The organism is Streptomyces coelicoflavus, from assembly GCF_003112555.1.
Classification (GTDB): Bacteria; Actinomycetota; Actinomycetes; order Streptomycetales; family Streptomycetaceae; genus Streptomyces; species Streptomyces coelicoflavus.
Window position 1 is genome coordinate 190,075 of record NZ_BEWB01000004.1, and the last position, 15,540, is coordinate 205,614.

The following is a 15,540-nucleotide window of genomic DNA, read 5'->3' on the forward strand; positions in this document are numbered from 1 at the left end:
GGCACGACACGATGAGCACCGGTCTGAGGAACATGTGGGACCCATGGGCGAGTTCCGTTCCTGCACTCGTACACACGAGCACCCTGGAGCCCTGCCCCGACCTCGCGGCCGCCGCCACCCGCCTGGCCCAAGCCGCCCTCGCCGACCAGTACATGGTCTACGAGGCGGCGGGCGGCGTCTGGCACTTCGCGGCGGGATCCGCCGTGCACCTCACCGCGCACCCGACCACCATCACCGCGCGGGCGGCGGGGCGCACCTGGACCTCCCCCACCGACGGCAGGCCACTGACGGCGTTCGCCGACGCACTGGCCGCCCTGTCCGCGGCGCAGGACGGCGCACGTCGTCACTTCTACGGCTGGGCGGCCTTCGAACTGGCCCACCTCCTCCATGCCGACCCCGGGGCCGCCGGTGACGGACCTCTGCTGCACGCCCTGATCCCGTCCGTCGAGGTGACCCTCACCGGCGACCGGACCGTGGTCCGCGCGGTGGACGAGGCGTGGCTCCGCAAGGTCGCCGACCTGCTGGCGGAGCCGGCGACCCGGCAGCTCCCGCCGGACGGGACCACTCCGGACGTGACCGAGCGGATCGTCGCGGCCGGCACCGCCGCCTACGGCAGCGCGGTGTCCCGCACGGTCGAGGACATCCGTGCCGGGCTCCTGGAGAAGGCCGTCGTCTCGCGGAAGGTCCCGCTGCCCGCCGGACCACCCGTGGACTTCCCCGCGACGTACCTCGCCGGCCGCCGGGCCAACACACCGGCCCGTTCCTACCTGCTGGATCTCGGCGGCCACCGGGCGGCCGGGTTCAGTCCGGAGACGGTCCTGGAGGTCGGGGAGAACGGCCGCGTCAGCACCCAGCCGCTGGCCGGCACCCGCGCCCGCGGCACGGACCCGGCGGAGAACGAGCGCCTGCGCGCGCAACTGCTCACCGATCCCAAGGAGATACACGAGCACGCCGTGTCCGTGCGCCTGGCCTGGGACGAGATGGCCGCCGTGTGCCGGCCCGGGTCCGTCGCCGTGGAGGAGTTCATGGCGGTCCGGCCGCGCGGTTCGGTGCAGCACCTCGCCTCGCGGCTGACCGGCCGGCTGCGGCCCGATGCCGGACCGTGGGACGCCTTCGCCTCCCTCTTCCCCGCGATCACCGCCACCGGCGTCCCCAAACGCTCCGCCCTCCAGGCACTGGCCCGCCACGAGCAGGGACGCCGCGGTCTGTACGCCGGCGCGGTCTTCCGGGGGAGCACCGACGGCGACCTCGACGCCGCCCTCGTCCTGCGCACCCTCCTCGGTGAGGGCGACGGGGCGTGGCTGCGCGCGGGCGCGGGAGTCACCGCTCAGTCCAGCCCCGAACGCGAGATCGAGGAGACCTGCGAGAAACTCCGCAGCGTCGCCCCGCACCTGAGGTACACCACGGGCTGACCGCGGTCCGCCGACGGTCTCGCCGCCGTGCTCCCGTCGAACGGGCCTGCGCGCGAGACCGCCCGGGCGACGGGCCCGGGCGGTGGACTTCCGCGGAGGAGCGCCCAGCGGGGCGTCGCCCCGGGACAGCTCTTCTCCGGCACAGGTGTGCACCGGGCCGGACGGTGCCGTGGCTGCGACCACCGTCCGACCCGGAGGTTCAGCGCCCCGTCACGGTGGTGAGGGGGTCGTGCTCGTGTGCGCAGCTCTCGTCGAAGCCGTAGGTGTCCCAGGCGGGGAAGGGGTCGGAAGCGGGCAGGGCTTCGCCTTCCCGGACGAGGCAGTCGGTCAGGGCGGCCCGCAGCGGCTCCGCGTCCAGCCGGGTACCGATGAAGACGAGTTCCTGGGCGAAGGGGCTGTCGGCGTCACGTGCGGAGGAGGGCTCGAAGCGCGCCACCGACCCGGCCTGCGACCACAGTCCCGTCACACGGGGCCGGCTGGCGAGGGTGAAGAAGCCCTTGGACCGGAGGACCTGCCCGTAGGCGCCGCTGTCCAGTGCCTCCGTCACGAACGTCCACAACCGCCCGGGGTGGAAGGGCGTTGCCGAGCGGAAGACGGTCGACGAGATGCCGTACTCCTCCGTCTCGGGAACGTGGTCGCCGTTGAGCTCCCTGACCCAGCCCGGAGCCTGTTGCGCCCGCTCCAGGTCGAAGCGGCCGGTGCCCAGGACCTCGCCCACCGGTATGCGGCCCCGCACGGCCGGCACCACGCGGGCGGCGGGGTTGAGGCGGGCGAGGGTGGCCAGCAGCCGGTCGGCGGACGCGGTGTCGACGAGGTCGAGCTTGTTGAGGACGATGACGTCGGCGAACTCGATCTGGTCCATCAGCAGGTCGCTGACCGTGCGCTCGTCGCCCTCGTACTGGTCCAGGCCCCGCTCGGCCAGCTCGTCGCCGCCGGCCAGCTCCGGCAGGAAGTTGGCGGCGTCCACGACCGTGACCATCGTGTCCAGCCGGGCCAGGTCGCCGAGGGTGGCGCCGTCGTCCCGGGCGAAGGCGAAGGTGGCGGCCACCGGCATGGGCTCGGAGATGCCGGACGACTCGATGAGGAGGTAGTCGAAACGCCCCTCGCGCGCCAACCGGTCCACTTCCTCCAGCAGGTCGTCCCGCAGGGTGCAGCAGATGCACCCGTTGGTCATCTCGACCAGGCGTTCCTCGGTGCGGGACAGGGCGGCCCCGCCGCCACGCACCAGAGCGGCGTCGATGTTGACCTCGCTCATGTCATTGACGACGACCGCGACGCGCAGCCCCTCGCGGTTGCCGAGGACGTGGTTGAGCAGGGTGGTCTTTCCGGCGCCGAGGAACCCCGACAGGACGGTGACGGGGAGGCGCCGCGAGGGGGCGTGGGTCATGCCGGGGTCAGCCTTCCGGACGGAGGAGGCCGCGCTCGTAGGCCTTGGCCAGCCGCTGCGGAACGAGGTAGGGCACGCCGTCCACCGTGACCGTCACCAGCTGCGGCGTCGTGGCCTTCCACTGCGCGCGGCGGTGCCGGGTGTTGCTGCGCGACATCTTGCGTTTGGGTACGGCCATGAGAACCTCCGGTGCGATCGGTGAGCGAGGCAGAGGTTACATGAAAATGGATGTCATTACGATCGCCGGATCGGCGCGGGCCTCCGGACGGGACGGGAGAGGTGCCGCCTTAGGTTCCGCTGCCCCTTGAGGGCGAGTGGAAAGGGGCCCGGCGACGACGGCCGCCGAGCCCCTGCCGGCCTCAGTGGAAGAGCTTCTCCACGAACGCGTCGAGGTTGCCGCGCAGGCGCTCGATCTGCTGCTCGACGGTGAGGGACTCCTCCATGCGACCACCCGGGGCGGCCTTCTTCTTGCCCCGTACGTACAGCGAGCAGTCCAGGTCGGAGCAGATGTACAGGCCCACCGAGTTGCCTTCGCGGCCGGCCGGGCCCGCCTTGGCGGCGGTCATGAGGGACACACCGCTGCCGGGATGCGTGGTCAGGCACAGCGAGCACAGGCTGCGGCGCAGGAAGCCGCGGTTGCCCGAGGTGGTGCGCAGGGACAGGCCGACGAGTTCATCGGCGCGTTCCACGACGAGATACCTGCGATCGGGTGCGGAGAGATCGAACCAGCCCAGGAAGTCCAGGTCGTCCCAGTGGTCCAGGTCCGCCAGGTTCTTGGGCAGGGGCATGCGCTTGGCCTCGCCCTTGGAGCAGTTGACGAACGAGGTACGGATGTCGCGCTCGGTCAGGGGTTTCACGGAGGGATCCTTCGAGGGGGTGAGAGGGACGGTGGCGGGACACGGCGCCCGGCTCGCTAGGCCGGTGCGTCGTCTCCGGCGTGGTGCGGCGTCGTCCTGCGCCGCACGACGAGGCCCGCCACCAGGGCGGCGAGCAGCAGGACGCCCGCCGAGCACCGGTAGGCGACGGAGAAGCCGTGCACCATGCCCGCGTCGAGGGCCGCGCCACCGGGGGCCGGATCGTGCGCGTGGACGTAACGGCCGGTGGCGCCGGTGGCGACGGTGTTGAGCAGTACGGTGCCCAGCGAAGCGCCCATCTGCTGGACGGTGCTGAGGACGGCCGAGGCCACCCCGGCGTCCCGCGCGGGCACGCCGGCGGTGGCCGTCGCGTAGACCGGCATGAAGGTCAGGCCCATGCCCAGACCGAGCAGCAGCAGGGCGGGCAGCACCTGCGGGACGTACCGCGCATGCACGGTCAGGTTGCTGAGCAGCAGCATGCCGGCGGCGGCCAGCACCATGCCGGACGACATCAGGGCGCGCGGCGCCGTGCGGGGCAGCAGGCGGGCCGCGATCTGGGTCGAGCCGATGACGATACCGGCCGAGATCGGCACGAAGGCCAGGCCCGTCCGCACCGGCGGATAGCCGAGGACGGCCTGAAGGTAGTAGGTCAGGAAGAGGAAGACGCCGAACATGCCTACGGTGGCCAAGCCCATCGTCGCGAGCGACCCGGCCCGCACACGGTCCTTGACGATGCGCAGCGGCAGCAGGGGATGCGCCGTACGGCTCTGCCACCGCACGAAGGCGGCGAGCAGGACCACGCCGGCCACGAGCAGCGTGACCACGGACGGGCTGGACCAGCCGCGGGGTTCGGCCTCGCTGAAGCCGTACACGAGGGCGACGAGCCCGCCGCAGCCCAGCAGCGCGCCCGGCACGTCCAGGTGCCCGCCGCGGCGGCCGGAGCGGTCGCGCAGGAAGACCGGTGCGCCGAGCAGGGCGGCCAGCGCGATGGGCACGTTGACGTACAGGGACCAGCGCCAGGTCAGGTACTCGGTCAGCAGGCCGCCCACGACCAGTCCGACCGCGCTGCCGCCGCCGGCCAGCGCACCGTAGACCCCGAACGCCCTGGCCCGCTCCTTGGGGTCGGTGAACGTCGTCGTCAGCAGCGACAGGGCCGACGGCGCAAGGACCGCCGCGAACGCACCTTGCAGGGCCCGAGCCGCGAACAGCATCCCGGGACCGGCCGCCGCCCCGCCGAGCGCGGAGGCCGCGGCGAACCCGGCCAGGCCGATGACGAAGGTGCGCCTGCGGCCCACCAGATCGGCGATCCGGCCGCCGAGCAGCAGCAGCCCGCCGAAGGCCAGCGTGTAGGCGGTGATCACCCACTGCCGGTCGGCGTCCGACATGCCGAGCGCGCTCTGTGCGGAGGGCAGCGCGATGTTCACGACGGTGCCGTCGAGGATCACCATCAGCTGGGCGAGGGCGATGACGGCCAGCGCCCACCAGCGCTTCGGATCCGGTGCGGGTGCGGGTGCGGGTGCGGGTGCGGGCGCGGGCGCGGATGCGGGTGCCCCGTGGTCCGGGGAACGGTCGGTGGACGTCGCATCGGTGGCCCTGGGTGCCACGGACGGGAGGGATTCCCCTCCGGGACGTTTCCTGCTCATGGAGATCACGCACGTTTCGTGTCGAAGTGCTGTCGGGACAGCCGGCCGGGGACGGTCGCGGTGGCGACGGGCCGGTGCACACAGCACGGGGACACGGCAGGGCGGTGGGGCAGCGGGAACCGCGGACAGCACCCGGGGCCTGCCTCACCGGCCGTGTGTCGTCCACGCCGGAGCTCTTGACGGTCGTGCGGCGGGCAACGCCGGGATCACGGAATCAGCAAGAGAAGGGCCCGTCTTCGGGCACGCGCCCCCGCGGTCGGCGCGGCGACGAACCGCGCGGGCCAGGACGTCTCGTGACGTGGCGTCTCAGGAAGGCGCCGAGGACAGGAAACGGGAAGGGGGGAGGAGTTACCGCGTGCCGCAGAGGAGGGAGGACACACGGCCGGAGACAACTATGGCCGCAACGCAGTCGGCACGGTCCATGTCTCTCGCCTCCTTCCGGGCAGGGCACGCGGTGCGTGTCGACGCCGAGCGCGCCGAGCGGGGCGGCAGCCAACCTGCCGCGCGGAATCCCGCACAGCGTATCCCACCGGCCGAACCGCGCGACCGGATTTTCCGACCGGTCCCGGCACACCCCGACCCTGCGGAAAACCGCAGGGTCGGGCGGGGGGAAACCGTACGAGTCCGACGGCTATCCGCATACCGGCACTGAGCTGGGACTTCTAGCTTGATCAATGGATCGCGGCACCGGCTCGCGGCGTGCGCTTCGTACTTGGAGACCTCGACATGGACCACATCACCCTGGCGCTGCCACAGGAACCCGCCGACGGCATCGCGGGATGGGCCGCCGACCTGGTGGACACCATGGGCGGACCGGGTGCGGGCCTGGCCATCGCCCTGGAGAACCTCTTCCCGCCGCTGCCGAGCGAGGTGATCCTGCCGTTGACCGGTTTCGCCGCCGGACAGGGCGTCATCAGTCTCTTCTCGGCCCTGTTCTGGACCACGCTCGGGTCCGTGCTGGGCGCCGCCGTCCTCTACTGGATCGGTGCGCTATTCGGCCGTGAGCGGATGTACGCGATCTGGTCCGCGCTGCCCCTGGTCAGGACCTCCGATCTGGAGCGGACGGAGGCGTGGTTCGCCAAGCACGGCACCAAGGCCGTCCTCCTCGGCCGCATGGTGCCGATCTTCCGCAGTCTGATCTCCGTGCCGGCCGGCCTCGAGCGCATGCCGCTGCCGACGTTCCTGACACTGACCGCTCTGGGCAGCCTGATCTGGAACACCGTGCTGGTCATGTGCGGTTACTGGCTCGGCGACCAGTGGGAGACCGTCGGTGACTACGTCGGTGTGGTCAGCAAGGGCGTCCTGGTACTGGTGGTCGTCGCACTGGCCTTCGGCATCGCGGTCAGGCTCCGTTCCCGCGGCACCGCCCAGCACCGCCGTACGTCGTGACCGGCCGCCTTCTCACACCGACCGAACGATCTTGCCCGGGGTGCGCGGCGCGACTACGCTCGGCGACCGTGCAGGGGGAACCGGCGGACATGACCACCCAGCACTTCCCGACGGCCCCCGGAACCGTGCCGCCGGGCGGTGCGACCACGGCGGCCCCGTCGCCGGCGCCGCCCCTGCGGGCGGCCGGGGTCCTTCTCGGCTGCCTGACCGCGCTGTTGGGGCTGCTGTACTTCGTCGTCCCCGGCACCCTGCTCGGTCCGGCCCTGCTGTGGCCGCGCACCCGGCGGCGGGCGTTCGTCGTCCTCACCGCCGGGGCCCGACGGCTGACGGCCCTCGAGCGGCGTCGCCGTTCCGTCTTCTTCGGGGACCGCTTCCCCGCCCGGCCGGTGCCCGACCGGCGCGTCCTGCGCTACCTGGCCGCCCGCACGTACGCCGGCCTGATCACCGGCGTCGTGGCCGGCCTGCTCGGGGTCGGCGCCCTCCTCGCGGGCCTTCTCGTCGCGTCCCTCGTCCGGGGCACCCTGGGCTGGTGGGAACTGGTCGGCCAGGTCCTGCTCGGCGGGGTGCTGCTCTTCCTGGACGTGCAGGGACTGTTCTCCCTGGCGGCCCTCGACGCGCGGCTGGCCCGGGAGTGCTTCGGTCCCTCGCGGCGCGAGCTGATGGAGCAGCGCATCGACGAACTGGCCACCAGCCGGGCGGCGGTGCTCCAGGCCGTCGACACCGAGCGCCGGCGCATCGAACGGGACCTGCACGACGGGGTGCAGCAGCGTCTGGTGGCGCTGGCCATGCTCCTCGGACGGGCCCGTCGCGGCGGCCGTACGCCCGAACAGGCACGCAGTCTGGTGGAGCAGGCCCACAGGGAGTCGCAGGAGGTCCTGACGGAACTGCGGGAAGTGGCCTGGCGGGTGTATCCGACGGCGCTGGACAACCTGGGGCTCCAGGAGGCGCTGGCCGGGGTGTCGGAGCGGTGCGGCATTCCGCTGCGGACCGAGTTCGCGCTCGACGGACCCCTGCCCGCCTCCGTGGAGACCGCCGCGTACTTCGTCGTGTCGGAGTCGGTGACCAACGCCGCCAAGCACTCCGCCGCCACGGAGATCCGGGTGAGCGTCCGCACGTACGGGCCGGTCCTCGTCATCCGGGTCGAGGACAACGGCGTCGGCGGCGCGAGGCCGGAGGGCAGCGGGCTGACCGGGCTGCACAGCCGGGTCCGCGCCCTGGACGGCCGACTGCACGTCCACAGCCCCCTTGGGGGGCCCACCACGATCACCGCGGAGCTGCCGTGCGCGTAATGCTGGCCGAGGACTCGACCCTGCTGCGAGAGGGGCTGGTCCGGCTGCTCACCGAGGAGGGCCACGAGGTCCCCGCCGCGGTGGGCGACGCCGTCGCCCTGCTGCGCGAGGTCGAGGCCCGGCCGCCGGACCTGGTCGTCGTGGACATCCGGATGCCGCCTACCCACACGGACGAGGGCCTGCGGGCGGCGCTGGAGATCCGCGAGCGGTGGCCCGGCGTCGGAGTCCTGGTCCTGTCCCAGCACATGGAGCGCAACTACGCGGCGCAGCTGCTGACGTCGAACGCGGAGCGGGTCGGGTACCTGCTGAAGGACCGGGTCGCCCAGGTGGAGGAGTTCCTCGACGCGCTGGAACGCATCCGGGCGGGCGGCGCCGCGATCGACCCGGAGGTCGTACGGCAGCTGGTGGTCCGCAGCACGCACACCGACCCGCTGGCCCGGCTGACCCCCCGCGAGCGCAGCGTCCTGGAGACCCTGGCGCAGGGGCACACCAACGCGGCCATCGCGGAGAAGCTGCACATCTCCCTGAGCGCGGTGGAGAAGAACCTCAACATGATCTTCGACAAGCTCGAACTGGCGCACACCACCGGCTACAACCGCCGGATCCTGGCCGTACTCCGGTACCTGGAGTCCTGACGCATGGCATGCCGGGCTCCGGGGAGACGGGCCGGCACGTCATGCGACGGCGGTGCCCTCGAGCTCGACCGTCTGGCCGGGGATCGCCAGCCGCGTCACCCCGAGCATGGTGGTGGTCGGCGCGACACCGGCGGCGCCCAGGCGGCCCGCCAGCACACCGTAGTGCTGGAAGAGCAGATCGACGTCGGTCGTGTAGACGTTCAGCCGGACGAGGTTCGCGAGGGTCATGCCGGCCTCGGCGAGCACCGCCTCGACGTTGTCGACGGCCAGCGCCAACTGCGCCGCCATGTCACCGTCGTGCTCGGGCCTGCCGTCGTTGCTCATCGCCGTCTGGCCCGAGATGTACAGGGTGCGCGAGTGCCCGGAGACGACCTCGCCCTGGTTGAATCCCATCCCGACCGACCACGACACCGGGTTGACCGCGTTGCGTTGCATCGCCGTATCCGCTCCGTTCGTTTCATGGCACCGCGCATGCCGCCCATCGCTCGGGCGACCGCCGTGCTCTGACGTCGTGCGATGAACCCTGGCAGGAATACGTGACACCTTTGGTCATGTATTTCGCTACGGTTCCCCCATGCGCGCCGACCGGCTGGTTTCCCTGGTCCTGTTGCTGCGTCAGCGCGGCCGGACGACCGCGGAGACGCTCGCCCGTGAGCTGGAGGTGTCGACCCGGACGGTGCTGCGCGACATGGAGGCCCTCTCCGCGGCGGGCGTCCCGGTCTACGCGGAGCGCGGGCGGCACGGCGGGTTCGCGCTGCTGCCGGACTTCCGGACGGCGCTCACCGGCCTGAACCACGACGAGGCGCTCGCCCTCGTGGTCGCCGGATCACGGCGCGGCGCGCAGCTGTTCGGACTGGGATCGGCGCTCGCCTCAGCCGTGCTGAAAGTGGTCGACGCGCTGCCCGAGGGGCTGCGGGACACCGCCGCCGGAGCGGCCCAGCGGCTGCTCATCGACCCGGAGACCGACCTCCTCTCGCGTCGCGTGGCCCCCGAGGAGGTCCCGGACTCCCTCGCCGCCGAGGTCCGGCGGGCGGTGTTCGCCGGGCACAGACTGCGCATCTACTACGAGGCGGTTGGCCGGCCCCCGACGTGGCGCACGGTGGACCCGATCGGCCTGGTCACCGTCAGGGACCAGGGCTACCTGCTGGCCAAGCGGGGCACCGAGGACCGCACCTACCGGTTGAGCCGGGTCCTCGCGGCCGAGGAACTCGACGAACCAGCGCAGCGTTCGGACACGGTCGACCTGGACCGGGCCTGGCGCGAACGCAACGTGCGGTTCCGGACCGGCGGAGACACCACCGTCGTGGTGGTCCGCGTGGATCCCGCCCGCCGGGAGCCCCTGGTCGCCACCGCCCTGGAGGTCCGCTCCGAGGAGACCGACGAGGACGGCCGGCTCCGGCTGCACGTCGTCTTCCAGGACGCGCGGCACGCGGAGTGGGCGCTGTGGGAGCACGCCATGTACGCGGAGGTGGAGGCCCCGCAGTGGCTGCGCGCTGCCCTGCGCGACCGCGCGACGGTGATCGCGGCCCGCTATCGGCCACCGACCTGAAGGTTCCCCCACCCCTGCGGGGTCGGACTGGAGTTCCTGCTCGGTGGCGCGCCCCCTGACATCGCATCGACGGGCGCCATGTTGGTCACCGGCCCGGAGCCCCTCGTCGCCCACCGGCCGCGGCCGGCGGGCTGGCCGCCGAGACGGTCGAGACTCTGTACAACGACGCCGGGCTGCCCGTCCAGCAGTCGGGCATCAGCGGCTACCTGCTCGGCGTCGACTACTCCGCGCTCGGCCAGGTCCATCAGTACCGGCTCGGCACCTCGACCGCCGCGAAACGCGTCTTCATCTCCCGCACCTACGAAGCGGGCACCGGGCGGCTGCTGACCCAGTCCACCGACGACCAGACCCGCGGGCCCGTCCAGGATCTGGAATACCGCTACGACCAGAGCGGCAACGTCACGGCCATCCACGACCATGTCGACACCGGCACCGGCGCCGACCAGCAGTGCTTCGCCTACGACGGCCGGCGGCGCCTGACCCAGGCATGGACGCCCAAGACGGCCGACTGCTCCGAAAGTGGCCGCACCGCCGCCAAGCTCGGCGGCCCCGCCCCGTACTGGAGCAGCTACACCTACACCGCGTCGGACCAGCGCGCCACCGAGACCCACCACGGCGCATCCGACGTCACCACCACCTACTGCCACGACCCCGCCCGCAGCCACCGGCTGACAGCCACCACCACGTCGACGGCGCCCGGCGCCTGCGACAGCGCCGCCACCCAGTACACGTACGACGACACGGGCAACACCGAGACCCGCGTTCAGTCGGTGGGCTCCACCACCAAGCAGTCCCTGCTGTGGAACGAGGAGGGCCGCCTCAGTGAGCTGACCGAAGGCACCACTGCCACCGGTTACCTGTACGACGCCGACGGCACCCTCCTCATCCGCCGTGACAACGCAGCGAACGGCGAGACCGTCCTGTACCTCGGCGCTACCGAGGTCCACCTCAAGGCCGGCAAGAAGTGGGCCAACCGCTCCTACACGGTCGGGGGCGCCGCCATCGCCCTGCGCAGCAACGCCTCCGGCACCGAGAAACTGACGTTCCTCTCGGCCGACCACCACGGCACCGGAACCCTCGCGATCAGCGGTGACAGCACCCAAGCGCTGAGCAGGCGCTACACCACCCCGTTCGGCGCCACCCGCGGCGGTGGAGTGGGCACTTGGCCCGACGACAAGGGCTTCCTGGGCAAGCCCGCCGACAGTGGCACCGGTCTCACCAGCGTCGGCGCCCGTGAGTACGACCCGTCGACCGGTCAGTTCCTCAGCGTCGACCCGATGCTGGCGCTCGACCAGCACCAGTCCCTCAACGGCTACGCGTACGCCAACAACAATCCCACCACGTTCAGCGACCCGAGCGGTCTCATCCTCGCCGACTGCTGGACCGGCGCGATCTCCTGCACCGGCGGCCGCCCCGACACGGCGGAACAGGCCAAGGCCAAGGGCTGGAAACCGAGAGGCTCCAGCACCACCTCCGGCACCGCCTACGTGCAGAAGGACGGCAGATCCGGCAGTGCTCCGGCGAACGCACCCCGATACGGCCGTTACCTCGAACAGATTCTCTTCACCAACGCGGACATCGCCGCCAAGCTCCGCAAGGAGCGGGTGAACCAGATCCTCGACGGCAAGTGGGATCTCACCAACTACCTCGAAGAGGAGATCGAGGACATCGACGAGAGCGTCTGCCGCCGCGGAGCCAGAGACGGCTGCGGCGTCTACAACCTCGCCAAGGACCTCATGGAAATGATGGGTCCGTCCCGCGAGGAGGCCGAGGAGATCATGGAGCGGATCGACGAGTCCTGGGAAGCGGAAGAACACCAAGAAGGGAGCGTCCGAATTCGGTTTCGCCGAGGATGAAGAATTCCAGATCGCGCTCACCCTCGCCATTCACGGCCACAAGGTGATGTCCAGGAACGACGACCAGAGACCGCCGCACGCGGGTGACGCGTGGGTCGACGACATGCGGGCCGACTTCAAATCGCTGAAGAGCGACAAGATGGCCCGTATGCGGGACGCGCTGCGCTCTTCGGAGAAACAGCAGCAGACCGATCTGGTGGTCATCGACACACGCAAGAGCGGCACGAGCGAGGACGACGCCCGTGAGGCGTTCCGGCAGTTCAACAAGCCGGGCCGGGTCATGCAGCGAGTGATCGTCTTCGGGCGGAACTATATGCTGGACATGGAAGTCGGCTAGCACTCGACTCGTACATCGGATCGCGGGTGCCCGGCCTCGGACGGACCGGGCCCCCGCGCCTCAAGTGCAAGGACATACGCGTGGGACGGTTTGAAGCATTCGGGACCGGATTCAAGGCAGATTTCGACGTCCGTGTCGGCCCGGCCCACTCCGCATGGGACTGCCCGGTGTTCGCCCGCGAACTGCGTGCCGACGTGGAACGCGTCATGGGGATCACCTTTGACACCGACGGCGATGGCCGGGACGCCTCGGGCGGCTACCGCTTCTGGTTCGAGAACGACGAACTCAGCTTCCACCTCATCGTGGACGATCCGGAGGAGGGCCGGCCCCTCGACAGGGTTCCCGCCTACGCCGTCCCCGTCTCCCGCTCCGAGCGGGTGGCCACCTGGGAACTCGCCGAGAGGCTGTACGACGGCCTCGACGACCTCGGGACCTACCTCCTGATCGCGTTCGAGAGGGACGGCATGCCCGTCGCCGCCAACTTCGACATCGGCGACGACTGGTGACCAGCCGTCCTCCTGCAAGGGAAAGGCACATGCGAACCACCGCCGGGAGAGCCCGACGAGCGGCGGCCGCCGCCGGGTTGATACTCGTCACCGGATGCAGCGCCGACACCGGGCATGCGCCGGCACCTTTCGACCAGAAGGCCGTGCAGACGGACCTGAACGAGGCCATAGCGGCCGCCGGACTGCCCGAGGGGGAAACCACGAAGGGATTCCCGGCGCCCAGCCGGTCGTCCGAACTGGCGGCCGAACTGGCACCGTGCGTGGTGTCGTGGTCCGCGTCCGGTTACCCTTCCCCTGACGCTCGCAAGGATTTCAACGCCCTGCTCACCGTCTTGGGTGCCCGCGGCTGGAGGGAAGCCCAGCCCTCGGAGGAAGTACCGCTTGCGGAAGGCGGCTCCTATGTCCTGGCCACCTACAAGAAGCAAGGGTGGATACTCAACGCCCGTCACAGCAGCGCGCGGAACCTCACCCGCTCCACCGCATTGGCCACCGACGAGTCGTGCTTCGACGAGTTGACCGACGACCGGCGTCCGAACGCTCCCCTGTCCGCCACCGCGGTGCCGTGATGATGAGTTGTGGCTGAGGGGGAGAACGTGGTGACGCGTGGTACCCGCGTCCGGCTGGACGGCTACGCATCGACGAACGGAGCCGCACCGACGGCGATGGCCGGTGGGTATCGGCATGGAGATCGTCGTCGTGTTGGCCGGCGGCGCCGGCCCCCGATCCCATGAGAAATGGCGTGTCGGGCAGCCGCTGACCGGGCCGGCCTCGGCACCCGTCATCGTGATTGCCGGGTCCGCCGTCGCCTGGGCGCTGGACGCCGCGGCACAGGGCACTTGGGCCGCGGCCACGTTTCACCGCGCACCGGGTGTACCGGAGTCACTGACGCACTGCTTCCTCGAAGCGGCGGCCGTACCGGCTCTGTGGCACCTCCTCACGGACCTCCCTGCGGCCGCGGTCGGCACGTTCGTTCTCGGGGCCATGGGGCGCGCCCCGCAGGCCGCCGCCATCGTGGCGGCGGCCCGGGGTCGTCAACGGTGTCCTGCTGGATCAGGTGAGGGTCCAGCGTTGGTTGCTGCCGTTCGTGCAGGAGTAGAGCTGGATCTGCGTGCCGTTGGCGGTGCCGGTCCCGACGGCGTCGAGGCAGAGGCCGGACTGGACGCCGACGATGGATCCGTCGGAGTTGACGCGCCACTTCTGGTTGTCGCCGCCCCAGCAGCTGTAGATCTGGACCTTGGCGCCGTTGCCGGTGCCGGCGGCGTCCAGGCACTTGTCGCCGTAGACCCGGAGTTCACCGGCGTCGGTGTACGACCACTGCTGGTTGCTGTTGCTGTGGCAGTCCCACAGCTGGACCTGGGTGCCGTCGCTCGTGCTGGCGTTGGGCACGTCCAGGCAGCGGCCCGAGCCGACGCCCTTGATCTGCCCGCCCTCCACGGGCGGCTCCGGCTCCGAGGTGTCGCCGTCGTTGAGCGCGTTGAGGACGGCACTGTAGGCGGCCTTCTTGCTGCCGTCGTTGTTGAACAGCAGCGGCGTGTGCTCCGAGCGCCAGGAGTCGCTGTCGCGCACACCCCAGACGGTGATGCCGAGGCAACGCGACACGGCCAGGCAGTCGTTGACCACGTTGGCGTAGGTCGTGGGCGAGGCACCCTGGATGTCGAGCTCGGTGACGGCCACGTCGACGCCGAGGGCGGCGAAGTTCTGAAGGGTGGTGCGGAAGTTGCTGTCGTAGGGGCTGCCGCTGTTGAAGTGCGACTGGAAGCCGACGCAGTCGATCGGCACGCCGCGCTGCTTGAAGTCCCGCACCATGTTGTACATGGCCTGGGTCTTGGCCCAGTTCCAGTTCTCGACGTTGTAGTCGTTGTAGCAGAGCTTGGCGTCCGGGTCGGCCGCGCGAGCGGTGCGGAAGGCGACCTCGATCCAGTCGTTGCCGGTGCGTTGCAGGTTGGAGTCGCGCCGGGCGCCCGAACTGCCGTCGGCGAAGGCCTCGTTGACCACGTCCCACTGGGCGATCTTGCCCTTGTAGTGGGCCATCACGCCGTTGATGTGGCCGATCATCGCCTGGCGCAGATCGTTGCCGCTGAGGTTCTGCATCCAGCCGGGCTGCTGGGAGTGCCAGGCCAGGGTGTGACCGCGCACCTCCTTGCCGTTCTGCACCGCCCAGTTGTAGACGCGGTCGGCGGCGCTGAAGTTGAACTGCCCCCGCTGCGGTTCGGTGGCGTCGATCTTCATCTCGTTCTCGGCCGTCACCGAGTTGAACTCACGGTTCGCGATCGACGCGTACGTCGAGTCGCCCAGCCTGCCCGAGGCGATGGCGACACCGAAGTAGCGGCCGCTCTGCGCCGCCGCTGCGCCGAGCGTGCTCTCGGCGGCTTGGGCGGTCGACGGCGTGACCAGTGCGGTGGCCGTAGCGGTGGCGCCGACGACCAGCGCCAGCAGCAGGCCGCGGAGTTTCCGCCGGACGGCGGATCTGGGGAGGGCGTACGAGCCCATTGATGTGCCTCCAAGGTGGACATCACGGAAGGACTGGAGCGCGGGGCGGGCCCGGCCGGTACGGATTGCCCCGAGGGCTTGCGCTGTTCGAGATGTCGATCTGCGGCCGGTTTTCCAGACAGGATGATTGAGCTGTTGATGATGCATCGTCAAGACTTCCCGCGAGAAAAGTTTCTGTTCCTGGTCCGAAACT

Annotated in this window: 15 protein-coding genes; 9 read left to right on the plus strand and 6 right to left on the minus strand. The window is 70.9% G+C overall.

Annotated elements, in window-relative coordinates:
• The first annotated feature begins 11 nt into the window (after positions 1-11).
• Positions 12-1,412, plus strand: coding sequence for a salicylate synthase (locus Sco07f_RS09350; RefSeq protein ID WP_108987529.1), 1,401 nt, complete (start codon positions 12-14; stop codon positions 1,410-1,412).
• Between the two features lie 199 nt (positions 1,413-1,611).
• On the opposite strand, the gene Sco07f_RS09355 is transcribed toward Sco07f_RS09350, so the two are convergent.
• The 4 genes from Sco07f_RS09355 to Sco07f_RS09370 all read right to left on the minus strand — a co-directional run bounded on the left by Sco07f_RS09355 (position 1,612) and on the right by Sco07f_RS09370 (position 5,296).
• Positions 1,612-2,799 (minus strand): GTP-binding protein, encoded by a 1,188-nt coding sequence (locus Sco07f_RS09355; protein WP_087789266.1) that lies wholly within the window; start codon positions 2,797-2,799, stop codon positions 1,612-1,614.
• A 7-nt stretch (positions 2,800-2,806) separates the two neighbouring features.
• Positions 2,807-2,977, minus strand: coding sequence for a 50S ribosomal protein L32 (rpmF, locus tag Sco07f_RS09360; protein ID WP_007387878.1), 171 nt, complete (start codon positions 2,975-2,977; stop codon positions 2,807-2,809).
• A gap of 181 nt (positions 2,978-3,158) precedes the next feature.
• Entirely contained in the window at positions 3,159-3,656 is a 498-nt protein-coding gene (locus Sco07f_RS09365) for an FBP domain-containing protein (protein WP_108987530.1), read from the minus strand.
• 56 nt (positions 3,657-3,712) lie between these two features.
• On the minus strand, positions 3,713-5,296 hold the full coding sequence (locus Sco07f_RS09370; protein ID WP_174855330.1) for an MFS transporter: 1,584 nt from the start codon (positions 5,294-5,296) through the stop codon (positions 3,713-3,715).
• A gap of 726 nt (positions 5,297-6,022) precedes the next feature.
• Between Sco07f_RS09370 and Sco07f_RS09375 the strand changes: the two genes are divergently transcribed.
• The 3 genes from Sco07f_RS09375 (at position 6,023) to Sco07f_RS09385 (ending at position 8,609) form a co-directional block, all read left to right on the plus strand.
• Positions 6,023-6,685: a DedA family protein gene (locus tag Sco07f_RS09375; protein ID WP_108987531.1), complete on the plus strand. Its 663-nt coding sequence runs from the start codon at positions 6,023-6,025 to the stop codon at positions 6,683-6,685.
• Positions 6,686-6,774: 89 nt separating this feature from the next.
• A complete protein-coding gene (locus tag Sco07f_RS09380; protein ID WP_108987532.1) occupies positions 6,775-7,974 on the plus strand; it encodes a sensor histidine kinase in 1,200 nt (399 codons plus the stop codon).
• Positions 7,974-8,609 (plus strand): response regulator, encoded by a 636-nt coding sequence (locus Sco07f_RS09385; RefSeq protein WP_007387895.1) that lies wholly within the window; start codon positions 7,974-7,976, stop codon positions 8,607-8,609. Before Sco07f_RS09380 ends, Sco07f_RS09385 begins: the two co-directional genes overlap by 1 nt.
• A gap of 39 nt (positions 8,610-8,648) precedes the next feature.
• On the opposite strand, the gene Sco07f_RS09390 is transcribed toward Sco07f_RS09385, so the two are convergent.
• On the minus strand, positions 8,649-9,044 hold the full coding sequence (locus Sco07f_RS09390; protein ID WP_087789262.1) for a RidA family protein: 396 nt from the start codon (positions 9,042-9,044) through the stop codon (positions 8,649-8,651).
• 139 nt (positions 9,045-9,183) lie between these two features.
• Here Sco07f_RS09390 and Sco07f_RS09395 point away from each other — a divergent pair, with 139 nt between their 5' ends.
• The 5 genes from Sco07f_RS09395 (at position 9,184) to Sco07f_RS09415 (ending at position 13,423) form a co-directional block, all read left to right on the plus strand.
• A complete protein-coding gene (locus Sco07f_RS09395; RefSeq protein ID WP_108987533.1) occupies positions 9,184-10,158 on the plus strand; it encodes a helix-turn-helix transcriptional regulator in 975 nt (324 codons plus the stop codon).
• Between the two features lie 770 nt (positions 10,159-10,928).
• On the plus strand, positions 10,929-12,014 hold the full coding sequence (locus Sco07f_RS40535; protein WP_244942015.1) for an RHS repeat-associated core domain-containing protein: 1,086 nt from the start codon (positions 10,929-10,931) through the stop codon (positions 12,012-12,014).
• Positions 12,015-12,060: 46 nt separating this feature from the next.
• Complete coding sequence (locus Sco07f_RS09405; RefSeq protein WP_108987535.1) at positions 12,061-12,351, plus strand: CdiA C-terminal domain-containing protein; 291 nt, start codon at positions 12,061-12,063, stop codon at positions 12,349-12,351.
• A 206-nt stretch (positions 12,352-12,557) separates the two neighbouring features.
• Complete coding sequence (locus tag Sco07f_RS09410; RefSeq protein ID WP_143666017.1) at positions 12,558-12,857, plus strand: hypothetical protein; 300 nt, start codon at positions 12,558-12,560, stop codon at positions 12,855-12,857.
• Positions 12,858-12,886: 29 nt separating this feature from the next.
• A complete protein-coding gene (locus Sco07f_RS09415; RefSeq protein WP_159106933.1) occupies positions 12,887-13,423 on the plus strand; it encodes a hypothetical protein in 537 nt (178 codons plus the stop codon).
• Between the two features lie 484 nt (positions 13,424-13,907).
• Here the strand turns inward: Sco07f_RS09415 and Sco07f_RS09420 are convergent, their stop codons facing one another.
• Entirely contained in the window at positions 13,908-15,347 is a 1,440-nt protein-coding gene (locus Sco07f_RS09420) for an endo-1,4-beta-xylanase (RefSeq protein WP_108987537.1), read from the minus strand.
• Positions 15,348-15,540: the final 193 nt, after the last annotated feature.

Bases quoted from the DNA above. Each gene is read 5' to 3' on its own strand.
- Sco07f_RS09350 (WP_108987529.1), top strand. From the start codon at position 12: ATGAGCACCGGTCTGAGGAACATGTGGGACCCATGGGCGAGTTCCGTT.
- Sco07f_RS09355 (WP_087789266.1), bottom strand. From the start codon at position 2,799: ATGACCCACGCCCCCTCGCGGCGCCTCCCCGTCACCGTCCTGTCGGGG.
- rpmF (WP_007387878.1), bottom strand. From the start codon at position 2,977: ATGGCCGTACCCAAACGCAAGATGTCGCGCAGCAACACCCGGCACCGC.
- Sco07f_RS09370 (WP_174855330.1), bottom strand. From the start codon at position 5,296: ATGAGCAGGAAACGTCCCGGAGGGGAATCCCTCCCGTCCGTGGCACCC.
- Sco07f_RS09375 (WP_108987531.1), top strand. From the start codon at position 6,023: ATGGACCACATCACCCTGGCGCTGCCACAGGAACCCGCCGACGGCATC.
- Sco07f_RS09380 (WP_108987532.1), top strand. From the start codon at position 6,775: ATGACCACCCAGCACTTCCCGACGGCCCCCGGAACCGTGCCGCCGGGC.
- Sco07f_RS09385 (WP_007387895.1), top strand. From the start codon at position 7,974: ATGCTGGCCGAGGACTCGACCCTGCTGCGAGAGGGGCTGGTCCGGCTG.
- Sco07f_RS09390 (WP_087789262.1), bottom strand. From the start codon at position 9,044: ATGCAACGCAACGCGGTCAACCCGGTGTCGTGGTCGGTCGGGATGGGA.
- Sco07f_RS09395 (WP_108987533.1), top strand. From the start codon at position 9,184: ATGCGCGCCGACCGGCTGGTTTCCCTGGTCCTGTTGCTGCGTCAGCGC.
- Sco07f_RS09405 (WP_108987535.1), top strand. From the start codon at position 12,061: ATGTCCAGGAACGACGACCAGAGACCGCCGCACGCGGGTGACGCGTGG.
- Sco07f_RS09410 (WP_143666017.1), top strand. From the start codon at position 12,558: ATGGGGATCACCTTTGACACCGACGGCGATGGCCGGGACGCCTCGGGC.
- Sco07f_RS09415 (WP_159106933.1), top strand. From the start codon at position 12,887: ATGCGAACCACCGCCGGGAGAGCCCGACGAGCGGCGGCCGCCGCCGGG.
- Sco07f_RS09420 (WP_108987537.1), bottom strand. From the start codon at position 15,347: ATGGGCTCGTACGCCCTCCCCAGATCCGCCGTCCGGCGGAAACTCCGC.